The organism is Pedobacter sp. PF22-3, assembly GCF_026239555.1.
In the GTDB taxonomy this organism is placed as follows: domain Bacteria; phylum Bacteroidota; class Bacteroidia; order Sphingobacteriales; family Sphingobacteriaceae; genus Pedobacter.
In genome coordinates this window covers 94,602-110,933 of sequence record NZ_JAPIVP010000013.1, presented here as the reverse complement: position 1 = coordinate 110,933, position 16,332 = coordinate 94,602, and the positions used below count along the sequence as shown (strand labels likewise).

The 16,332-nt window shown below is 39.0% G+C and carries 12 protein-coding genes; 8 read left to right on the top strand and 4 right to left on the bottom strand.

Annotated elements, in window-relative coordinates:
* The first annotated feature begins 11 nt into the window (after nucleotides 1–11).
* The 8 genes from OQX63_RS16670 to OQX63_RS16635 all read left to right on the top strand — a co-directional run bounded on the left by OQX63_RS16670 (nucleotide 12) and on the right by OQX63_RS16635 (nucleotide 8,815).
* Nucleotides 12–677 (top strand): HAD family hydrolase, encoded by a 666-nt coding sequence (locus OQX63_RS16670; protein ID WP_265851953.1) that lies wholly within the window; start codon nucleotides 12–14, stop codon nucleotides 675–677.
* Between the two features lie 42 nt (nucleotides 678–719).
* A complete protein-coding gene (locus OQX63_RS16665; RefSeq protein WP_265851952.1) occupies nucleotides 720–1,328 on the top strand; it encodes a DUF2306 domain-containing protein in 609 nt (202 codons plus the stop codon).
* Between the two features lie 238 nt (nucleotides 1,329–1,566).
* Nucleotides 1,567–1,923, top strand: a complete 357-nt coding sequence (locus tag OQX63_RS16660; RefSeq protein ID WP_265851951.1) for a bleomycin resistance protein — start codon at nucleotides 1,567–1,569, stop codon at nucleotides 1,921–1,923.
* 369 nt (nucleotides 1,924–2,292) lie between these two features.
* A complete protein-coding gene (gene lpdA / locus OQX63_RS16655; RefSeq protein WP_265851950.1) occupies nucleotides 2,293–3,699 on the top strand; it encodes a dihydrolipoyl dehydrogenase in 1,407 nt (468 codons plus the stop codon).
* 376 nt (nucleotides 3,700–4,075) lie between these two features.
* Nucleotides 4,076–5,623 (top strand): choice-of-anchor I family protein, encoded by a 1,548-nt coding sequence (locus OQX63_RS16650; protein WP_265851949.1) that lies wholly within the window; start codon nucleotides 4,076–4,078, stop codon nucleotides 5,621–5,623.
* Nucleotides 5,624–6,032: 409 nt separating this feature from the next.
* Entirely contained in the window at nucleotides 6,033–6,851 is an 819-nt protein-coding gene (gene thiD / locus OQX63_RS16645) for a bifunctional hydroxymethylpyrimidine kinase/phosphomethylpyrimidine kinase (RefSeq protein WP_265851948.1), read from the top strand.
* A complete protein-coding gene (locus OQX63_RS16640) occupies nucleotides 6,848–7,501 on the top strand; it encodes a TenA family protein (protein WP_265851947.1) in 654 nt (217 codons plus the stop codon). The genes thiD and OQX63_RS16640 overlap by 4 nt, the downstream gene beginning before the upstream one ends.
* Nucleotides 7,502–7,609: 108 nt before the next feature.
* Nucleotides 7,610–8,815: an MFS transporter gene (locus OQX63_RS16635; RefSeq protein WP_265851946.1), complete on the top strand. Its 1,206-nt coding sequence runs from the start codon at nucleotides 7,610–7,612 to the stop codon at nucleotides 8,813–8,815.
* Between the two features lie 796 nt (nucleotides 8,816–9,611).
* Here OQX63_RS16635 and OQX63_RS16630 read toward each other — a convergent pair.
* The 4 genes from OQX63_RS16630 to OQX63_RS16615 form a co-directional block, all read right to left on the bottom strand.
* Nucleotides 9,612–10,415: a hypothetical protein gene (locus tag OQX63_RS16630; RefSeq protein ID WP_265851945.1), complete on the bottom strand. Its 804-nt coding sequence runs from the start codon at nucleotides 10,413–10,415 to the stop codon at nucleotides 9,612–9,614.
* A 231-nt stretch (nucleotides 10,416–10,646) separates the two neighbouring features.
* Nucleotides 10,647–13,841: an efflux RND transporter permease subunit gene (locus tag OQX63_RS16625; RefSeq protein ID WP_265851944.1), complete on the bottom strand. Its 3,195-nt coding sequence runs from the start codon at nucleotides 13,839–13,841 to the stop codon at nucleotides 10,647–10,649.
* A 65-nt stretch (nucleotides 13,842–13,906) separates the two neighbouring features.
* Nucleotides 13,907–14,974, bottom strand: a complete 1,068-nt coding sequence (locus OQX63_RS16620) for an efflux RND transporter periplasmic adaptor subunit (protein WP_265851943.1) — start codon at nucleotides 14,972–14,974, stop codon at nucleotides 13,907–13,909.
* A 2-nt stretch (nucleotides 14,975–14,976) separates the two neighbouring features.
* Nucleotides 14,977–16,317, bottom strand: a complete 1,341-nt coding sequence (locus OQX63_RS16615) for a TolC family protein (protein ID WP_265851942.1) — start codon at nucleotides 16,315–16,317, stop codon at nucleotides 14,977–14,979.
* Nucleotides 16,318–16,332: the final 15 nt, after the last annotated feature.

The window sequence follows — 16,332 nt, the reverse complement described above, 5'->3', positions numbered from 1 at the left end:
AAAAATTTATAATGAGTAAAATAAAAGCCCTGCTTTTCGATTTAGATGGTACATTGATTGATTCTGAAAAGTTTCATTTCGATTGTTGGAATACCTTTTTAGCACCCTATAATGTGCATATCGAATTTAAGGATTGGCTAAGTAATTATGCGGGGATTCCGCTACCGAAAAATGCAAAAACCATTTTATACCGCTATAAAATTGATGAAGATTTAGCAAACTTTATTGAGAGAAGAGAAAAGATAACTTTTGAAGGTTTTAGAACAACTGATATAGAACTAATGCCACATGCCTTAGAATTTGTACAGTTTGCTTACGAAAAAGGACTTACGCTTGCAGTGGTCACCGCCAGTCCGAAGATTGATGTTGAAGCTGTTTTCGAGCGCAATGGTCTGGCCAAATATTTCAGTCTGTTTATTACCCGTACAGATGTAAGCAAATCAAAACCCGATCCCGAGAGTTATAACCTTTGTGTAGAACGCCTGGGTTTGGACAAAGAAGAATGCATCGTTTTTGAAGATACCCTAAATGGGGTTAAATCGGCTATGGCTGCTGGTATTACCTGTTATGCTATACAAAGTAATGTGCGGGCACACCAAAAATTAAAAATAGCAGATGAACTGTTCCTCAGTTTTGCCAACGCCAAAACATTTATGTTACAAAAAGAACTGATTTAGTTATTGAAAATTAACTAGCTTAGTATTAACAGGACGCTCAGTATGGTAAAAAAAGGATTATGGATTTTATTTGCAACTTTCGCATTGCTGATTGGACTTTATCCAACGATTTACTTTTTAACCAATAGAAAATTTGGATTATTAAGTTCAAAGTCGGTTGAGTTGTTGAGCAACACTTGCTGGAACATTGGCTTTTACACGCATATTATTTTAGGAGGAATCGCTTTATTTATCGGTTGGACACAATTTAGTCCTAAAATGAGAAATAAACGAATGGCATTACACCGGAAATTGGGTAAAGTTTATATAGTTGCCGTACTGCTCAGTGCATTAGCAGGCATTTATGTTGCTTTTTTTGCTACAGGCGGGTGGATTTCTTCCGCAGGATTTATTTGTTTGGGCACCCTTTGGTTTTACACTACTTTAAAAGCTTATTTATACATTAAACACGGAGAAATTGCAGCACATCAAAAAATGATGGTTTATAGTTATGCCGCCTGTTTTGCTGCGGTAACATTAAGGATTTGGCTGCCCATTTTGACAATAATGTATGGCGATTTTATAAAAGCGTACCTGGTTGTTGCCTGGTTATGCTGGATTCCAAACATAATTGTTGCTTATTTAATCACCAGAAAAATAGCTTATCAATAATTGCTTGATATTCTATCTTCCGAATAATTTAGTTTATAATGTCAGCTCAGGAAATTTTAGCAGGTGTAGGAACATTTTCATCCCATTATTTTACAGGTTTTTCCAGTTAAACTAATCGCTTCGTATCTTAAAATAACTCCAGAAACATTAAGCAGGGTTAGGGCAAACTATTGAATTTCCTGATTTCGATCAGGTGCTGCTTTTGAAAAAATTGCTCATTTTTGAAATAAAAAAAAATATGCTGACAGAGATCAACCCAAAACTTCCAATGCGTGATAAAGAAATCACCAAAGATTTTTATGTAAATAAATTAGGATTTAAAGACATTGGCGCAGAAAACTTCAAGGATTACCTAATGGTTAAAAAAGACCATATTCAGATTCACTTTTTTTTATTTGAAGCACTTGATCCGAAAGAAAACTACGGACAGGTTTACGTCCGTACGGATGATATAGAAGGTTTGTACAATTCTATGCTGGATACCAAACAAAGCATTCACCCAAATGGGCATTTGCAAACAAAACCCTGGGGGCAGAGAGAGTTTTCCATGCTCGATCCGGATAGCAATTTACTGACCTTTGGGCAAGAGGCTTAGGGTTTATTCGTCAATCGTTTATTGGTCAATAGTTCATTAGTCAGTAGTTCAATTCTCAATTCTTTGTGGCTAATCAAATTATTGGTTGATCACCGCAAAACCTCAAAGACTTAGTTTAAGTTATTTATTTGTGTACTGGAACGAATCCTATATTTTATGGTCTTAAAGTAAAATGTTTTTTTGCTCAGCAACTTATAGCCATTGAATTTTTTGGGATCATGCTATTCCGACACCAGTATTAGCGCATTTGTTCTGGCTATGGGTTCATGAACCGTACGGATGGCAGGAATGACAATACTATTGCCTATTCTACTTTTAGCTTTTCGCCTTTTTTACATACATTTGGCTAATTAAATTACTTAAGAAATTATGCAATACGATGTCGTTGTTATCGGTTCAGGGCCGGGCGGTTATGTAGGCGCAATCCGTTGTGCTCAGTTAGGTTTAAAAACTGCTGTAGTAGAAAAATATAAAACTTTTGGAGGTACTTGCTTAAATGTAGGTTGTATTCCATCAAAAGCTTTGTTAGATTCATCAGAGCATTTTCACAACGCTGCTCATACATTTACTACTCACGGTATCGATTTAAAAAGCCTTAAGGTAAATATGCCACAAATGATCGCCCGTAAAGACGATGTTGTTGCACAAAATACAGCCGGTATTACCTATTTATTCAAGAAAAATAAAATCGATTCTTATGAAGGCGTTGGTTCATTTGTAGATAAAAACACAGTTTTAATCACAAAGGCTGATGGTTCTACAGAGACCTTAACCGCTAAAAATGTGATCATTGCTACGGGTTCCAAGCCTACAGCCTTGCCATTTTTGCCAATCGATAAAAAACGCATTATTACCTCAACAGAGGCTTTAAATATTAAAGAAGTTCCAAAGTCGATGGTTGTAATTGGTGGCGGTGTTATCGGTTTGGAGTTAGGTTCTGTTTACGCCCGTTTAGGTACAAAAGTTTCAGTAATTGAGTTTTTACCATCCATCATTGCAACAATGGATGCAAGTTTAGGTAAAGAACTTCAACGCGTATTGAAGAAAAACTTAGGTATGGAATTCTTCATGAATCATAAAGTTACCGGTGCTACAAATAATGGTAAAACAGTAACAGTTACTGCCGAAAATGCGAAGGGTGAAGCCGTAAATTTCGACGCTGATTATTGTATCGTAGCTGTTGGTCGTACGGCTTATACCGAAGGTTTAGGTTTAGATAAAATAGGAATTACAGTAGAAGAAAGAGGTAAAAAAGTTCCTGTAAATGAACATTTAGAAACTTCGGTTGCTGGTGTTTATGCCATTGGAGATGTAATTACTGGTGCAATGTTGGCACACAAAGCAGAAGATGAAGGTACTTACGTTGCCGAAACCATTGCCGGTCAGAAACCACATATTAACTATAACTTAATCCCTGGAGTGGTTTATACCTGGCCAGAAGTGGCTTCTGTAGGTTTAACCGAAGAGCAGTTGAAAGAAAAAGGAACAAAATATAAAGCAGGTTCGTTTCCATTCAAAGCCAGCGGACGTGCTAAAGCAAGTATGGATACCGATGGTTTCATTAAAGTTTTGGCTGATGCTGCAACTGATGAGGTTTTAGGTGTACACATGATTGGTCCGCGTGCTGCAGATATGATTGCTGAAGCCGTTATTGCAATGGAATTCCGCGCATCTGCTGAAGATATTGCCCGTACCTGCCATGCGCATCCAACTTATACCGAAGCGTTAAAAGAAGCAGCTCTTGCTGCAACTGATAACAGAGCAATACATATTTAATAATAGTAGCTGAACTTGTTTCGGCAAAACGAATAAAAAATCCCGGTATTTATATCGGGATTTTTTTGTTTTAGTCCCTCTCCATCATTGCGAGAATGCTTTAATGATAAAAAAAGTTTAACGGGATAACCACCCCAGCGTTACCGTCATCCCGACTGTAACGCAGTGAAATGGAGAGATCTATTTAGGCAGATTTAGCTGTGCAGAGCCTCCGGGTTCTCGACTTCGTTGCACTATACTCGAAATGAAGGCAGCTCTGCGTTCCCCTTTCCGCTCTAGTCTTTTCTTCACAATTCCTTAACCAAATGATAATGTTCGCAGGCTGAAAAATAGCGTTTTGCACTTCTATTTTTGCGGCTCAGATATTAAACAAACCATGAATTGTAAAAAACTATTTGGTGCAATCCTTATTGCGTCGTTGGCATTTGCTGCCTGCAAAAAAGATTCAACCGATGATCCGATTGTAGATCCTCCGGTCGAAGCTATTGTTCCAGAAAAAATCGACAGCTTTAAAGAAACTGCATCTATTGATTTAGGTGGCGAATTCGCTTCTGAAATTTCCGCCTACGATCCCTTAACCAAAAGATTATTTGTAGTGAGTAATGATGGTGGTACCAAAGTTGATGTTGTAGACATGAGCAAATATCCAGCTGTTACAAAATTGCAAACTTTAAGCTTTGCAGCAAATGCTGGTATTAATAGCGTTGCAGTAAATAACGGTTTATTGGCAATTGCTTTAGATGGGGCTGATAAACAAGGTAATGGTGATATTTTGGTACTGAAAACTTCAGATTTATCAGAAGTTAAAAAAATTACGGTGGGTGCTATGCCAGATATGGTAACTTTTAGTCCGGATGGCAACTACATTTTATCTGCTAATGAAGGTGAGCCCAATCTGGCCTATACGGTAGATCCAAAAGGAACCATTTCAATCATCAGTATCAAAGATAATTATTTGGTAAAAACAATAGATTTTTCAGCTTTTGAATCGCAAAAAGCTTCATTGCTGGCTGGTGGTTTCAGGATATATGGTTACAATGCCAGTTTTACCCAGGATATCGAGCCAGAATACATTGCAGTAAGCAGCGATTCTAAGAAAGCTTATGTTACGCTTCAAGAAAACAACGGTGTTGCCGAAGTAGATATTTTAGCAGGAACCATTACCAAGATTTTTCCATTAGGCACGAGAGATATTAGCCTGGCAGAAAACGCTTTCGATGTTAGCGATAAAGATGGTAAAAAAGTTTTGGGTACGTGGCCAATAAAAGCTTATTACCTGCCAGATGCAATTTCCTGTTTTACGGCCAATGGTGCAGCGTATCTGGCGCTGGCCAATGAAGGCGATACCCGCCAGGACTATACACCAAAAGAATCAAAAGAAGAGGTTCGCGTAAAGGATCTTATTTTGGATCCGGTTAAGTTCCCCAATGCTGCAACTTTGCAGTTAGATGCAAACCTTGGAAGACTTACGGTAACCAATACCGCTGGTTTTACCATGGTTGGTACAAACAAAATATACCAGGAATTATTTTCAACCGGAGGAAGAAGTGTGAGTATTTTGAATGCAAACACCGGAACTTTAGTAGCCAACATTGGGAAAGATCTTGAACAACACGTAATTGATGCTGGTAAATATGATGACGATCGCTCAGATAATAAAGGTGTTGAAGTAGAAAGTGTAACGGTTGCCCAGGTAAACGGACAAACCCTGGCGTTTATTGGCCTGGAACGTGCAGATGCGATAGCTATTTATGATGTAAGCACCCCTGCAGCGCCAAAATTTGTTCAGCTATTCTCTACTGGCGATGCACCAGAAGGATTGATGTTTGTTAAACCAAAAGATAGCCCGAATGGCAGAAGTTTATTAATTGTTTCAAATGAAGGAGACGGTACCGTTCGGTTCTATCAACCTGATAAAATATAGTCTCTCAATCCCTATATTAATTATTATGTTTAATCCCGGTATTTATATCGGGATTTTTTGTTTGAGTTGTCAACTTAATAGGCCTTTCGCTATTAAGTTGACAACTCTTCGCATATAATTCATTTCCATAAACGAAGAATTAAAATTAAGCCCTATATTGCAACAATAAAAACTTTAGGGGTGCCTTCAAATAAGTTGGCTGAGAATATACCCTTTTTGTGGTTAAAGGTAGAAGGTAAAAAGGTAGAGGGTAATTCCTTCAGCCTTAAAACCCTCCAGCCATCAACCTCAAATGGACCTGATCCGGATCATGCCGGCGTAGGAAATTAGTTTGTCTGCAATAATTGCATAAAATGCCTTCGGCATTTGAAGACTCCTGAAGTTGTACAACAAAATGAAGTCTTTAGCAATGAATTATATACAAGTATTAACAATAGCTGGCTCAGATAGTGGTGGCGGCGCTGGCATTCAGGCAGATTTGAAGACCTTTTCGGCCCTGGGATGTTTTGGTAGCTCGGTAATTACAGCCGTAACCGCGCAGAATACACTAGGGGTGCGTTCCGTTCATGGTATTCCCGCCACGATAATTAAAGATCAGTTACAAGCAGTATTGGATGATATAGCACCTGTTGCGATTAAAATCGGTATGATTAACCGGGCAGAAGTGGTTGATGTAATTGAAACAGAACTTAAAAATTACGCTGCGGATGTACCTGTAATTTTAGATCCGGTAATGGTTGCTACGAGTGGTCATAAATTAATAGCACCCGATACCGTTGAGCAATTAATTGACAAATTGTTTCCAATAGTAAGCCTGGTTACCCCTAATATTGATGAAGCCGTTATTCTGGGCGGGCAACCCATTCATAACCTTGATGATATGATTGCTGCAGGTAAGAAAATTATTGAAAAAGGGGCAAAAGCTGTTCTGGTTAAAGGAGGACATTTAATAGGCCCGGTAATTTACGATGTTTTTATTTGTGGAAGCGATGTTCCTGTGATACTCGAAAGTACTTTTATTGCTTCTAAAAATTTGCACGGAACAGGTTGTACGCTTTCATCAGCTATAGCTGCCGAAATGGCTAAAGGCAAAACGTTGCTGGATGCTATTAAAAATGCGAAAAACTACATCAGCCGGGCATTACAAGCTGGTAGTGAAATAAAAACAGGTGAAGGCAACGGACCTTTAAACCATTTTTTCGAACCTTTAAAATTAATTATCCAATGAAGTGGAGCGAACGGGCATTACAAAGGGTTAAACCCATCTATAACCAAATTTTAAACATGCCCTTTAATACGGAGCTGAGCAATGGTACCTTGCCAAAAGAAAAATTTATCTTCTATTTAGCACAAGATGCCTATTACCTTTTAGAATTTGGGCGGACGTTAAGCGCCATTAGCGGACGTATGCAAAATGCAGATTGGGTGATGGCTTTCGCCGGGTTTTCTACAGGTGCTATTTTTGCTGAGCGTAATCTGCACGAAAGCTATTTTGTAGAATTTGGTTTAGCAAGCGATGTTCAACCTACTCCATCTACGCTTTTGTATACCAGTTATATCCTTAGTCAGGCTGCCTATGCCAATATAGAAATAGCCGTAGCAGCTGTTTTACCATGCTTTTGGATTTATAAGGCTGTAGGTGATCATATATTTGCTCAGCAAAATGGAAGCAGAAATCCTTACAAAAGGTGGATTGACATGTATGCGGGGGTGGAATTTGCAGCTGCAGTAGAAAAAGCAATTGATATTACAGATGAACTGGCAGCACAGGCGAATGCTGTAACTCAACAAAAAATGCTGGATGCTTTCGAAATGGCTACTCGTTTAGAATGGATGTTCTGGAACAGCGCCTATAAATTGGAAAAATGGAAAATTTAATGTTTTAACTGGGTAAACAGCAAAATATTTTGATAAAATGTTAAAAACCTGTCGGTATTTTCAATAGATTTAAAGAACTTTGTCGTTTTATAATTTTAAAACATCACATTGGAAGAGCGCACGCAAGAACAGGAATTTTTAATTAAACAAGAAGATAAACCTCCATTAGCGCAAAGCTCTCCAAAACAAGTACGTTTAGCCATATCTGCCTTTTACTTTATGCAAGGGGTTTGTTTTGCCAGTTGGGCCAGCAGGATTCCAACTTTTAAAGCCTCAATGGGTTTAAATGATGCAGAATTAGGATCTATACTTTTTGCATTACCGGCAGGGCAGATTATAACCATGTTTTTTTCTGCAAAACTAACCACACATTTTGGCAGTAAGAAAATGCTAAGGGCAACAGCGCCGCTTTATGCCATTGCATTAACTTTTTTAGCATTAGCCACTACAGGTTGGCAATTGGCTGCTTTTTTGGTTTTATTTGGCATTACAGGTAATCTATGTAATATTGCTTTGAATACACAGGGTGTTGCTGGCGAAAACTATTATGGAAAACCTATTATGAGTTCATTTCATGGCGCCTGGAGTATCGGAAATTTAACAGGTGCGTTAATTGCACTTGGTTTGGTTAACTTGAAATTAGGTATGTATACCCATTTTTGGATCATAGCCCTAATATCTTTGACCAATGTGTTATTTAACTCCGAAAAACTACTCAATTACAATAAACCAGATACCGTAGTAGAGAAAACGAATTTTTTTACCATGCCTCAAGGTATTTTAGTGTTATTAGGCGTTATTGCATTTTGCAGTATGGCTACCGAAGGCACCATGTTCGATTGGAGTGCTATTTACTTCGAGGATGTAGTAAAATTGCCGCACAATAAGGCCATTATCGGTTATGCATCATTCATGTTTATGATGGCCAGCGGAAGATTTATGGGGGTGTTTTTAATCGGAAAATTCGGGCGAAAAAATCTCCTGCAAATTAGTGGGGCCATTATATCTATAGGTATGGCACTTGCGGTAATATTCCCGAATCTGTTCATTGCTATTTTTGGTTTTATGCTTATTGGTTTGGGTGTTTCGAGCATTGTGCCCATGGTATATAGCATAGCGGGCAACAATAAGAAAGTACCAGCCGGTAAAGCCATAACCATGGTTTCGAGCATCGGTTATTTTGCTTTTTTATTTGGCCCACCATTAATCGGTTACGTTTCGCAATTGTCCAGCCTGCGCTATTCTTTCGGGATTATTTCTGTGTTTGGTATGCTGATTATTTTTTTGGTTGCGAAAATTAAAGAGATAAACTAAGTTTCATTACATAGCGAAATATATCTGTTATTTGTAGCGCAGTGCCTGTGGGCAAAATAGCGGCTCTTCCCGTTTTTTGCTTGTACGCTTCGCTTCCTCGTACCTCGTTGCTGCAGGGTACCGCTTCAACCGGGGCTAAATGGCCAAAACAGTATTTCATTTTTTGGGTAGCAAGGCGCAGAAATATGTTTAGTGATGACACGAACCATGGCGGGTGCAAAGATCAATGCAAAGTCTCAGTCTGAGCAGAGTTAAAAACCTTTACCCTAATATTTATAAATCAATCTTCATATTTTGGAGCGCAATGCTTGTACAAATCAATAGGTGTGTTCCCGCTTTACACTTATACGCTTCGCTGCCTCCTCGTACCTCGTTGCTGCAGGGTATCGCTTCAACCGGGGCTAGTTGGCCAAAACAGCATTTCATTTTCGGGGTTGCAGGGTGCAGAAACCATTGTTAATAAACCCGATTGCAATGGAAAGCCCGGAGCGCAGCGAGGACTTGAAATGAAAAGCGGGACTGCAAACCACCAAGAACTATTGAACGCTCATTTCCTAAAAAATATCTTGAGCAAAGGGAGCGCAAGGCCTTTACAAAACACTAAGTTTCTTCCCTTTTTCCGCTTGTACGCTTCGCTTCCTCGTACCTCGTTGCTGGAGGGGACCGCTCCAACTGGCTCAGTGGCCAAAACAGTGTTTTATTTTTATTAGGGTGCATCAGGATCCGTTTTGCTAAGACCCTGAAATAAATTCAGGGTGACGATTACTAGCGTTGAGTCTCTAGTAAATCTAGTATGTTATTCTTTCTTTACCAATCCATGCTCCTTTAAGGCTGCAACTGCAAGCTCGATTAATCTGAAGTTTTCTTCCAGATGCCCATGCTGTACTTCTACATTGATGTAAGGAATGTTATTTTGCATGGCGTAAACCGAAAGAGACCCGTCATTAGTGGCAAATTTAGATTGAAGAATGACGTTTACATTGGCCTTTTTTAAACTGCTGAACAATCTTGGCTCTGTTACATAAATCAGATCGTCGCCATCCATTTCAAAGTTGATGTATACCGAATCGGCAGTGCTGGCTAAATCATAACCTGGTAAATAAGAAGAAATACCAAAACCACCATCGGCATTGTTATGAAGGGTTAAAAAATAGCCCGTAGTTTTTGGGTCGTAAAAATCTACAATTTGCTTTCCTGCGTTTAATATGGCTTTTTCCACTTCGTTAGAGCTGAATTGGTTTTTCTTTAACCTGGTATTAACTCCCACTTCGGTGTATATCGCATTTGGATCTATGCGGTATTGGTCGTCCATATAGGTGAAATAATAATCCCTCACCGATCCATATTGGCTGTCGATCAGCTCGCCACCATACCAGCGGATATAATCAAAACCAGCTTTTACGCCGGTATCTTCATTGTCATGTACCACTAAAAACCTTACGCCATTGGGTTTATAACTGTATTTTGCCAATGTAATATCCAGATTGCAGAGTTTAACGAAGCTCGAATCGGTATGCATAGCCGCAAAAATAGGTGGATGTTGAGCTTTTACCAGAAGTGTAGAACAGATTAAGAACAGACTAAGGATAATTTTGAACATAATCACTAATATACAATGTGATTAACAATTTGTTTGGATACAGTAGGGTAGAATTATCTTCCCGTGAAATTTAAGGCGGTTTAATGGTTCGTGGTGACATGAACCATGGCACTTGAGATTTCTTATGTTTTAATTTATCAGTGAACACAAAAAATCATGATCATGGGTTTAAAACTTTACAAAAAAGCCCCGATTTGGGGTCGGGGCTAATTGATTGTTAATTTGGAGAGATTAATGTCCGTGATCTAAATCGTATTCATTTACATCTTTATGGTCATATGGTTCAACCATTAACTCATCTATAGTTTTTCCTTTTTTATTGAAACCAAAGCGTTCTAACATTCTGTCGAACATCAAGTATACCACCGGTACTACAATTAAGGTTAAGAACAATGAACTGGTTAATCCACCTACAATTACCCATGCCAAGCCATTTTTCCACTCTGCACCAGCACCACTTGCCAAGGCAATTGGAAGCATACCAAATACCATGGCAATGGTTGTCATTAAGATTGGTCGTAAACGTGCATGGTTGGCCAATACAAGCGCTTCTTTGGTTTCTTTACCTTCAGCCTTTAAATGGTTCGTAAAATCGACCAGGATAATCGCATTTTTTGCTACCAGACCCATTAACATGATTAAACCTAAAATGGTAAAGATACCAATTGAGTTATTGGTTAAAGCAAGAGCTAACAACGCTCCGATTACTGCTAAAGGAAGTGAAAACATTACTACCAGCGGATAGATAAAACTATCGTAAAGCGCAACCATAATCAGGTATACTAAAATGATCGAGGCCAATAAAGCGATACCTAAAGTACCAAAACCTTCGCTCTGGTTCTCCTGGTCACCCGCCCAGCTATAACTTACGCCGATCGGCGCTTTAAGTTTACCATTTTTTTGCATTTCTTCCAGTTTAGCCTGGAACTCCGCAACTACAGTTCCTGTCGGTCTACCGATTGATTGTGCCTTAACCGATACCGAAGTAGATTTATTTAAACGCTCCAGTTGACTTGGACCTGAACCTTCTGTAATGGTTGCAAACTGTGATAATTTGATCTGTTTGCCATCATTGTTTACAAAAATCAGGTTACGCACGTCGTCAATATTCTGGCGGTTAAAGTTCTGATACTGGATGTTAATATCATACTCGTACTCCCCTTTACGGTATTTACCATCGGTATTACCCGCAAAAGCAGTCTGCATGGTCGAACCTACGGTTTGTAAGGTTAAGCCTACTGCCGACATTTTATCTCGGTCTACCTGAACGTTAATCTCCGGTGTACCTTTCTCTACAGATAATTTAATCTCCGTAGCACCAGGAATAGAAGCAAGCACTTTTTGTGCACCCTCAGCATATTTCAAGGCGCTATCCAAATCAGAACCCATTACCACTAACTGGATCGGTGCATTTTCTGCAATACCCAAAATACTGATTGGAACGGTTTTTACTTTTGCACCAATTAATTCTTTAGCTAGTGCACGGCTCATTTTGGTTGCGAAAATATCTGAAGAAACGCCTTTTCGCTGATCGCGTTCAACAAGCTTAACATTAATTTCCGATTTATAGGCTGTAGCTTGTGTACCACCAAAATCACCGGTCGATTGTCCAACAGTAGTAATTAACTGCGTAATTTCAGGTTGTTTATCTAAGAAAGCTTCCGCTTTTTGAGTGAGGAAGTTGGTTTGCTCTAAAGAGGCATCTTTTGGCAATTCTAACTGCACCAAGAACTCACCTTTATCTGATTTAGGGAAGAATTCTGATCCAATAAAACCGCCGGCCAGTAAACCGCACGAACTTAAGAACATCACCACCACGGCAATTAAAGTTATCGCTTTATGGTTTAAAGACCATGTTAAAATGCTGGTGATCCAAAGGGTAAATTTCTTTAACTGTTTTTCGAACCAGAGAATAAAACGGCCGAATATATTTTTGCCTTCAATGTGTTCTAACTTACCGAAACGCGAGAAGATAAGTGGTACAATAGTAAATGAAGCTAGCAATGAAAGCAATGTTGCAATAATTACCACGATACAGAACTGGCGTAAGATATTAGATACCAATCCGGTACTTACCGCAATCGGGAAGAATACGACCACAATAACGAAAGTAATGGATACAACTGTAAAACCAATCTCTCTTGTTGCATCAGAGGCTGCTCTCACTTTGTTTTTACCCATCTCCATGTGTCGCTGGATATTTTCCAGTACCACAATCGCATCATCTACCAGGATACCTACCACGAGTGATAGTCCGAGCAGCGACATTAGGTTTAAAGTAAAGCCAAATAAGCTGATACCAATAAATGTAGCGATTAATGAAACCGGAATCGATACCATTACAATTAACGCATTACGTAAACTGTGTAGGAAGAAAAGCATCACGAAGGCCACCAAAATAACCGCTAAGATTAAATCGTGGATTACCGCATCAGCAGATTCTAAAGTAAAGATCGAACTATCATTTACAATCCTCATATCAAGCTTATTGGCGGCGTATTCTGTTTTAAGTTTGGCAATAATGGCATGTACACCTTTACTCACCTCTACGGCGTTCGCATCACTTTGTTTGATAATCTGAATGGCAATAGATGCTTTACGATCGATACGGGCTAGTTTTTCCGTTTCTTTTTGCGAATCCTGAACATCGGCCACATCGCCTAAACGGATCTGTGCACCATCTTTACCTGTGGTTAAAACCAGGTTTCTCAATTCTTCAATGCTTCTATATTTACCTGATAAACGGATTAATACGTCCTGGTTCTGCGTTTTTACACTTCCGGTAGGGAAATCCAGGTTCGAAGAAAGAATCATTTGTTGTACCTGAGGAACAGCAAGGCCATAGCCCTGTAATTTATTGGCATCAAGTGAAACCTGAATCTCACGTTCAGAACCACCTACTAAATTTACCTGTGCAATACCACTTACCCTCGAAATTACCGGGGCAATACGTTTGTCTATTAAATCGTAAAAGCTTACGTCGTCCATATTGGCAGAGGCCGTCATGGTAATTACCGGTAAATCATCAAGTGAGAATTTACTCAGTGAGGGCGTTTTAACATCTTCCGGTAATTGAGAAAGAATGGCATTAACCTTTCTTTGTGCATCATTTAACGAGATATCAATGTTCGCGGCATCTGTTAGCGTAATGGTTACTGTTGATAAACTCTCAAACGATACAGAGTTGATTTTTTTGATGTTTTCCATCGATGATACCGCATCCTCGATCTTTTTGGTTACGGTATTTTCAACCTCATTTGGTGAAGCACCAGGGTAGATGGTCGAAATAGATACTACGTTGTTGGAGAATTTTGGAAGTAATTCATAGCCCAACGAAAAGTAACTTAATAACCCAAGCAAAGTAAGTGCGGTAAATACCACAATAACCAGCGAAGGCCTTTTTATAGATATGTCTGTTATCTTCATTTTAATTCGTATTGCGTTTTTGCGATTGGCATATCGCGTTTTTAAAAGCTGAAAATTCTGCGAACTTACTTCACGATACTCACGGGAGTACCTTCAGTTAAGTTAATCTGTCCACTGGTAATTACAGTTTCACCTTCTTTTAAGCCATCAAGAATTTCAACATTATCTCCTAAAATACGACCTGCTACCACATTACGGGTTTTGGCAGTATTGCTGGCTTTATCCAATACAAAAACCTGATTGCTACTTACGCTACCCACAAATGATGTACGTGGAATAAGAATGCTTGGTGCCTGTTTAGGGAACTTGAATACTGCGGTTCCATACATACCGGCTTTTAAAGTATTTTTATGGCTGTTCTCCACTTCAATTTCAATAGGGAAATTCAAGGTTGCATCCGCTTTAGCTGCGATAAAGGTTACTTTTCCCGAGAAATTATCCGTTGGGAAAACCGAAGATTTGATCTCGATCTTATCGCCTATTTTAAGGTTGGCTACCTGCGATTCGTTAACATTTACCTTGAGTTTTAATTTGGAAACATCAACCAATTCGAATAACTGTGTACCCTGAGCAGTTACAAAAGCACCAACTTCGATGTATCTTTTGTTTACAATGCCGTTAATTGGCGATTTAATGTTCGCATCGCTTAATCTTCTTTGCGAAGCCTGTAGACGCAGTTTAGCATTTTTTGTAGCCAATTTAGCCTGATCTAACTGTTGTTGCGTAACGCCGCCAGTTTCGAATGAGCTTTGATATCTGGCTTCATCTCTTTTTGCATTTTCGTAAGTAGCCTGGGCAGTTTCTCTGTCCGTATTGATAATTTCGGCATCAACGCGGGCTAAAACCTGTCCCTTGCTCACCCTGTCGCCTTCATCTACATAAATAGCCTTAACCCGGCCAGCATTTTCCGATAAGAAGTTAAGTTCCTGTTTAGGAATAAAGTTTCCGTTCGCACTGAAATCTAAATCCACAGCTTTTCTTTCCACCTGTGCAACCCGAACGGCAACAGCACCACCACCTTTAGCAATGAAAGCAGTTTTTTCTTCGTTCTTCTTTTTATTGTTGCTTAAAACATAAGCTATTGCACCAAGGGCAACAACAACTACGATGATTATGGTAATTACTCTTTTCATTTCTATTGTACTAGCGATTTAATATTTCCGTTTGATTTGATTAATTGTATTTCGGCAATTTTATAATTTAATAAAGCCTGGGTATAACTGTTTTGTGCCGAAGTAAGTGCGTTTTCAGTATCCAAAAGATCGGTTAGCGATGCTAAACCGTTATTGTAATTATTTTGGGTGCTACTATAAATCTCCTGAGCTAAATCGGCATTTTTGCGTTGTGCCTTAATGGTGTTTAAGTTATTGCGCAACTGTATTTTTGCATTTTCGTAAGCGAGATTTAATGCATTGTTGGTTTCTTTTCTGCTTTCCTGAGCTTTTTTAATCTCTACATCAGCCTGACGGATTTTAGAACGGGTTAAGAAACCGTTAAAAATGGGTACTTTTAAAGTTAAACCAATGGCCGACGCTCCATAGCCGATAGCAGCAGCATTTGATTTAAGAAAATCAAAACTATCACTCTGGCTTGAATAGGTATAGTTGCCTGTTAAGGCTAAACTAGGGTAGTATTCGGCCACATAAGCTTTTCTTTGTAGGGATAAAAGTTTATCCTGGTTATTTAAAAGTTTAACTTCTGTTCTGTTAGCCAGATCGATAGAATCTGTAAACATGGGTAATGTGGTTACTTCTGTTAGTTCGGTAGAAGGTAGGCTAATTGGGGTAGCAACCGCCATTCCCATCGAATATTTCAACTGGTTTTCCAATTGGGTAATCGCATTGATGACTTGCTCGCGTTGCGTGTTCAGGTTGGTTAAATTTACACTGATCCGGTCTACATCGATTTTTCTAGCGAGACCATTTTTATACTGGGTGCCCACAATTTTTTCAACTATCTTAACATTTTTGATGTTAGTATCGATCACGTTAAGTTGTTGCCTGTTTACCAAAACCTGATAGTAATTGTTAGCTACCAGTTCGATAATTTGTTCCTCAGTTAACTGCGAAGTAAGATTATAATATTCTTCACTCGATCGTGCAGCCTGCAGTCCGGTAAAAACCTGTTGGTTAAATAATTGCTGTGAAAGCTGAACCCCTGCGGTTGAATTCCAGTTCTGGCCAAGTTTAATTGCCTGTGTTTGTCCGCCGAAATTTGCCACCAACTGGCCAATAATAGGGTTGTAAGTTAAACCAACATTTCCGGTAAGTTGTGGTAATGCTTGTGCCCTTACTTCTTGTACCTTGTATCTTCCACCTTCAATGTCTAATTTGGCATTGCGTATTTTAGTGTTGTTTTGGAGCGCAAAGGTGAGCGCTTCTTTTAAGGTAATTTGCTGCTGTGCAATTGCCAGCTGCGGTAAAACCGAGCCGATAATAACAATGAGCATTAATTTTGCCATTTTTATTTTAAGCATAATGTATTGTTTTTT

Coding starts and splice junctions, on each gene's coding strand:
- OQX63_RS16615 (WP_265851942.1), bottom strand. CDS start 16,317: ATGCTTAAAATAAAAATGGCAAAATTAATGCTCATTGTTATTATCGGC.
- OQX63_RS16670 (WP_265851953.1), top strand. CDS start 12: ATGAGTAAAATAAAAGCCCTGCTTTTCGATTTAGATGGTACATTGATT.
- OQX63_RS16630 (WP_265851945.1), bottom strand. CDS start 10,415: ATGTTCAAAATTATCCTTAGTCTGTTCTTAATCTGTTCTACACTTCTG.
- OQX63_RS16650 (WP_265851949.1), top strand. CDS start 4,076: ATGAATTGTAAAAAACTATTTGGTGCAATCCTTATTGCGTCGTTGGCA.
- OQX63_RS16640 (WP_265851947.1), top strand. CDS start 6,848: ATGAAGTGGAGCGAACGGGCATTACAAAGGGTTAAACCCATCTATAAC.
- OQX63_RS16665 (WP_265851952.1), top strand. CDS start 720: ATGGTAAAAAAAGGATTATGGATTTTATTTGCAACTTTCGCATTGCTG.
- thiD (WP_265851948.1), top strand. CDS start 6,033: ATGAATTATATACAAGTATTAACAATAGCTGGCTCAGATAGTGGTGGC.
- OQX63_RS16660 (WP_265851951.1), top strand. CDS start 1,567: ATGCTGACAGAGATCAACCCAAAACTTCCAATGCGTGATAAAGAAATC.
- OQX63_RS16625 (WP_265851944.1), bottom strand. CDS start 13,841: ATGAAGATAACAGACATATCTATAAAAAGGCCTTCGCTGGTTATTGTG.
- OQX63_RS16620 (WP_265851943.1), bottom strand. CDS start 14,974: ATGAAAAGAGTAATTACCATAATCATCGTAGTTGTTGTTGCCCTTGGT.
- lpdA (WP_265851950.1), top strand. CDS start 2,293: ATGCAATACGATGTCGTTGTTATCGGTTCAGGGCCGGGCGGTTATGTA.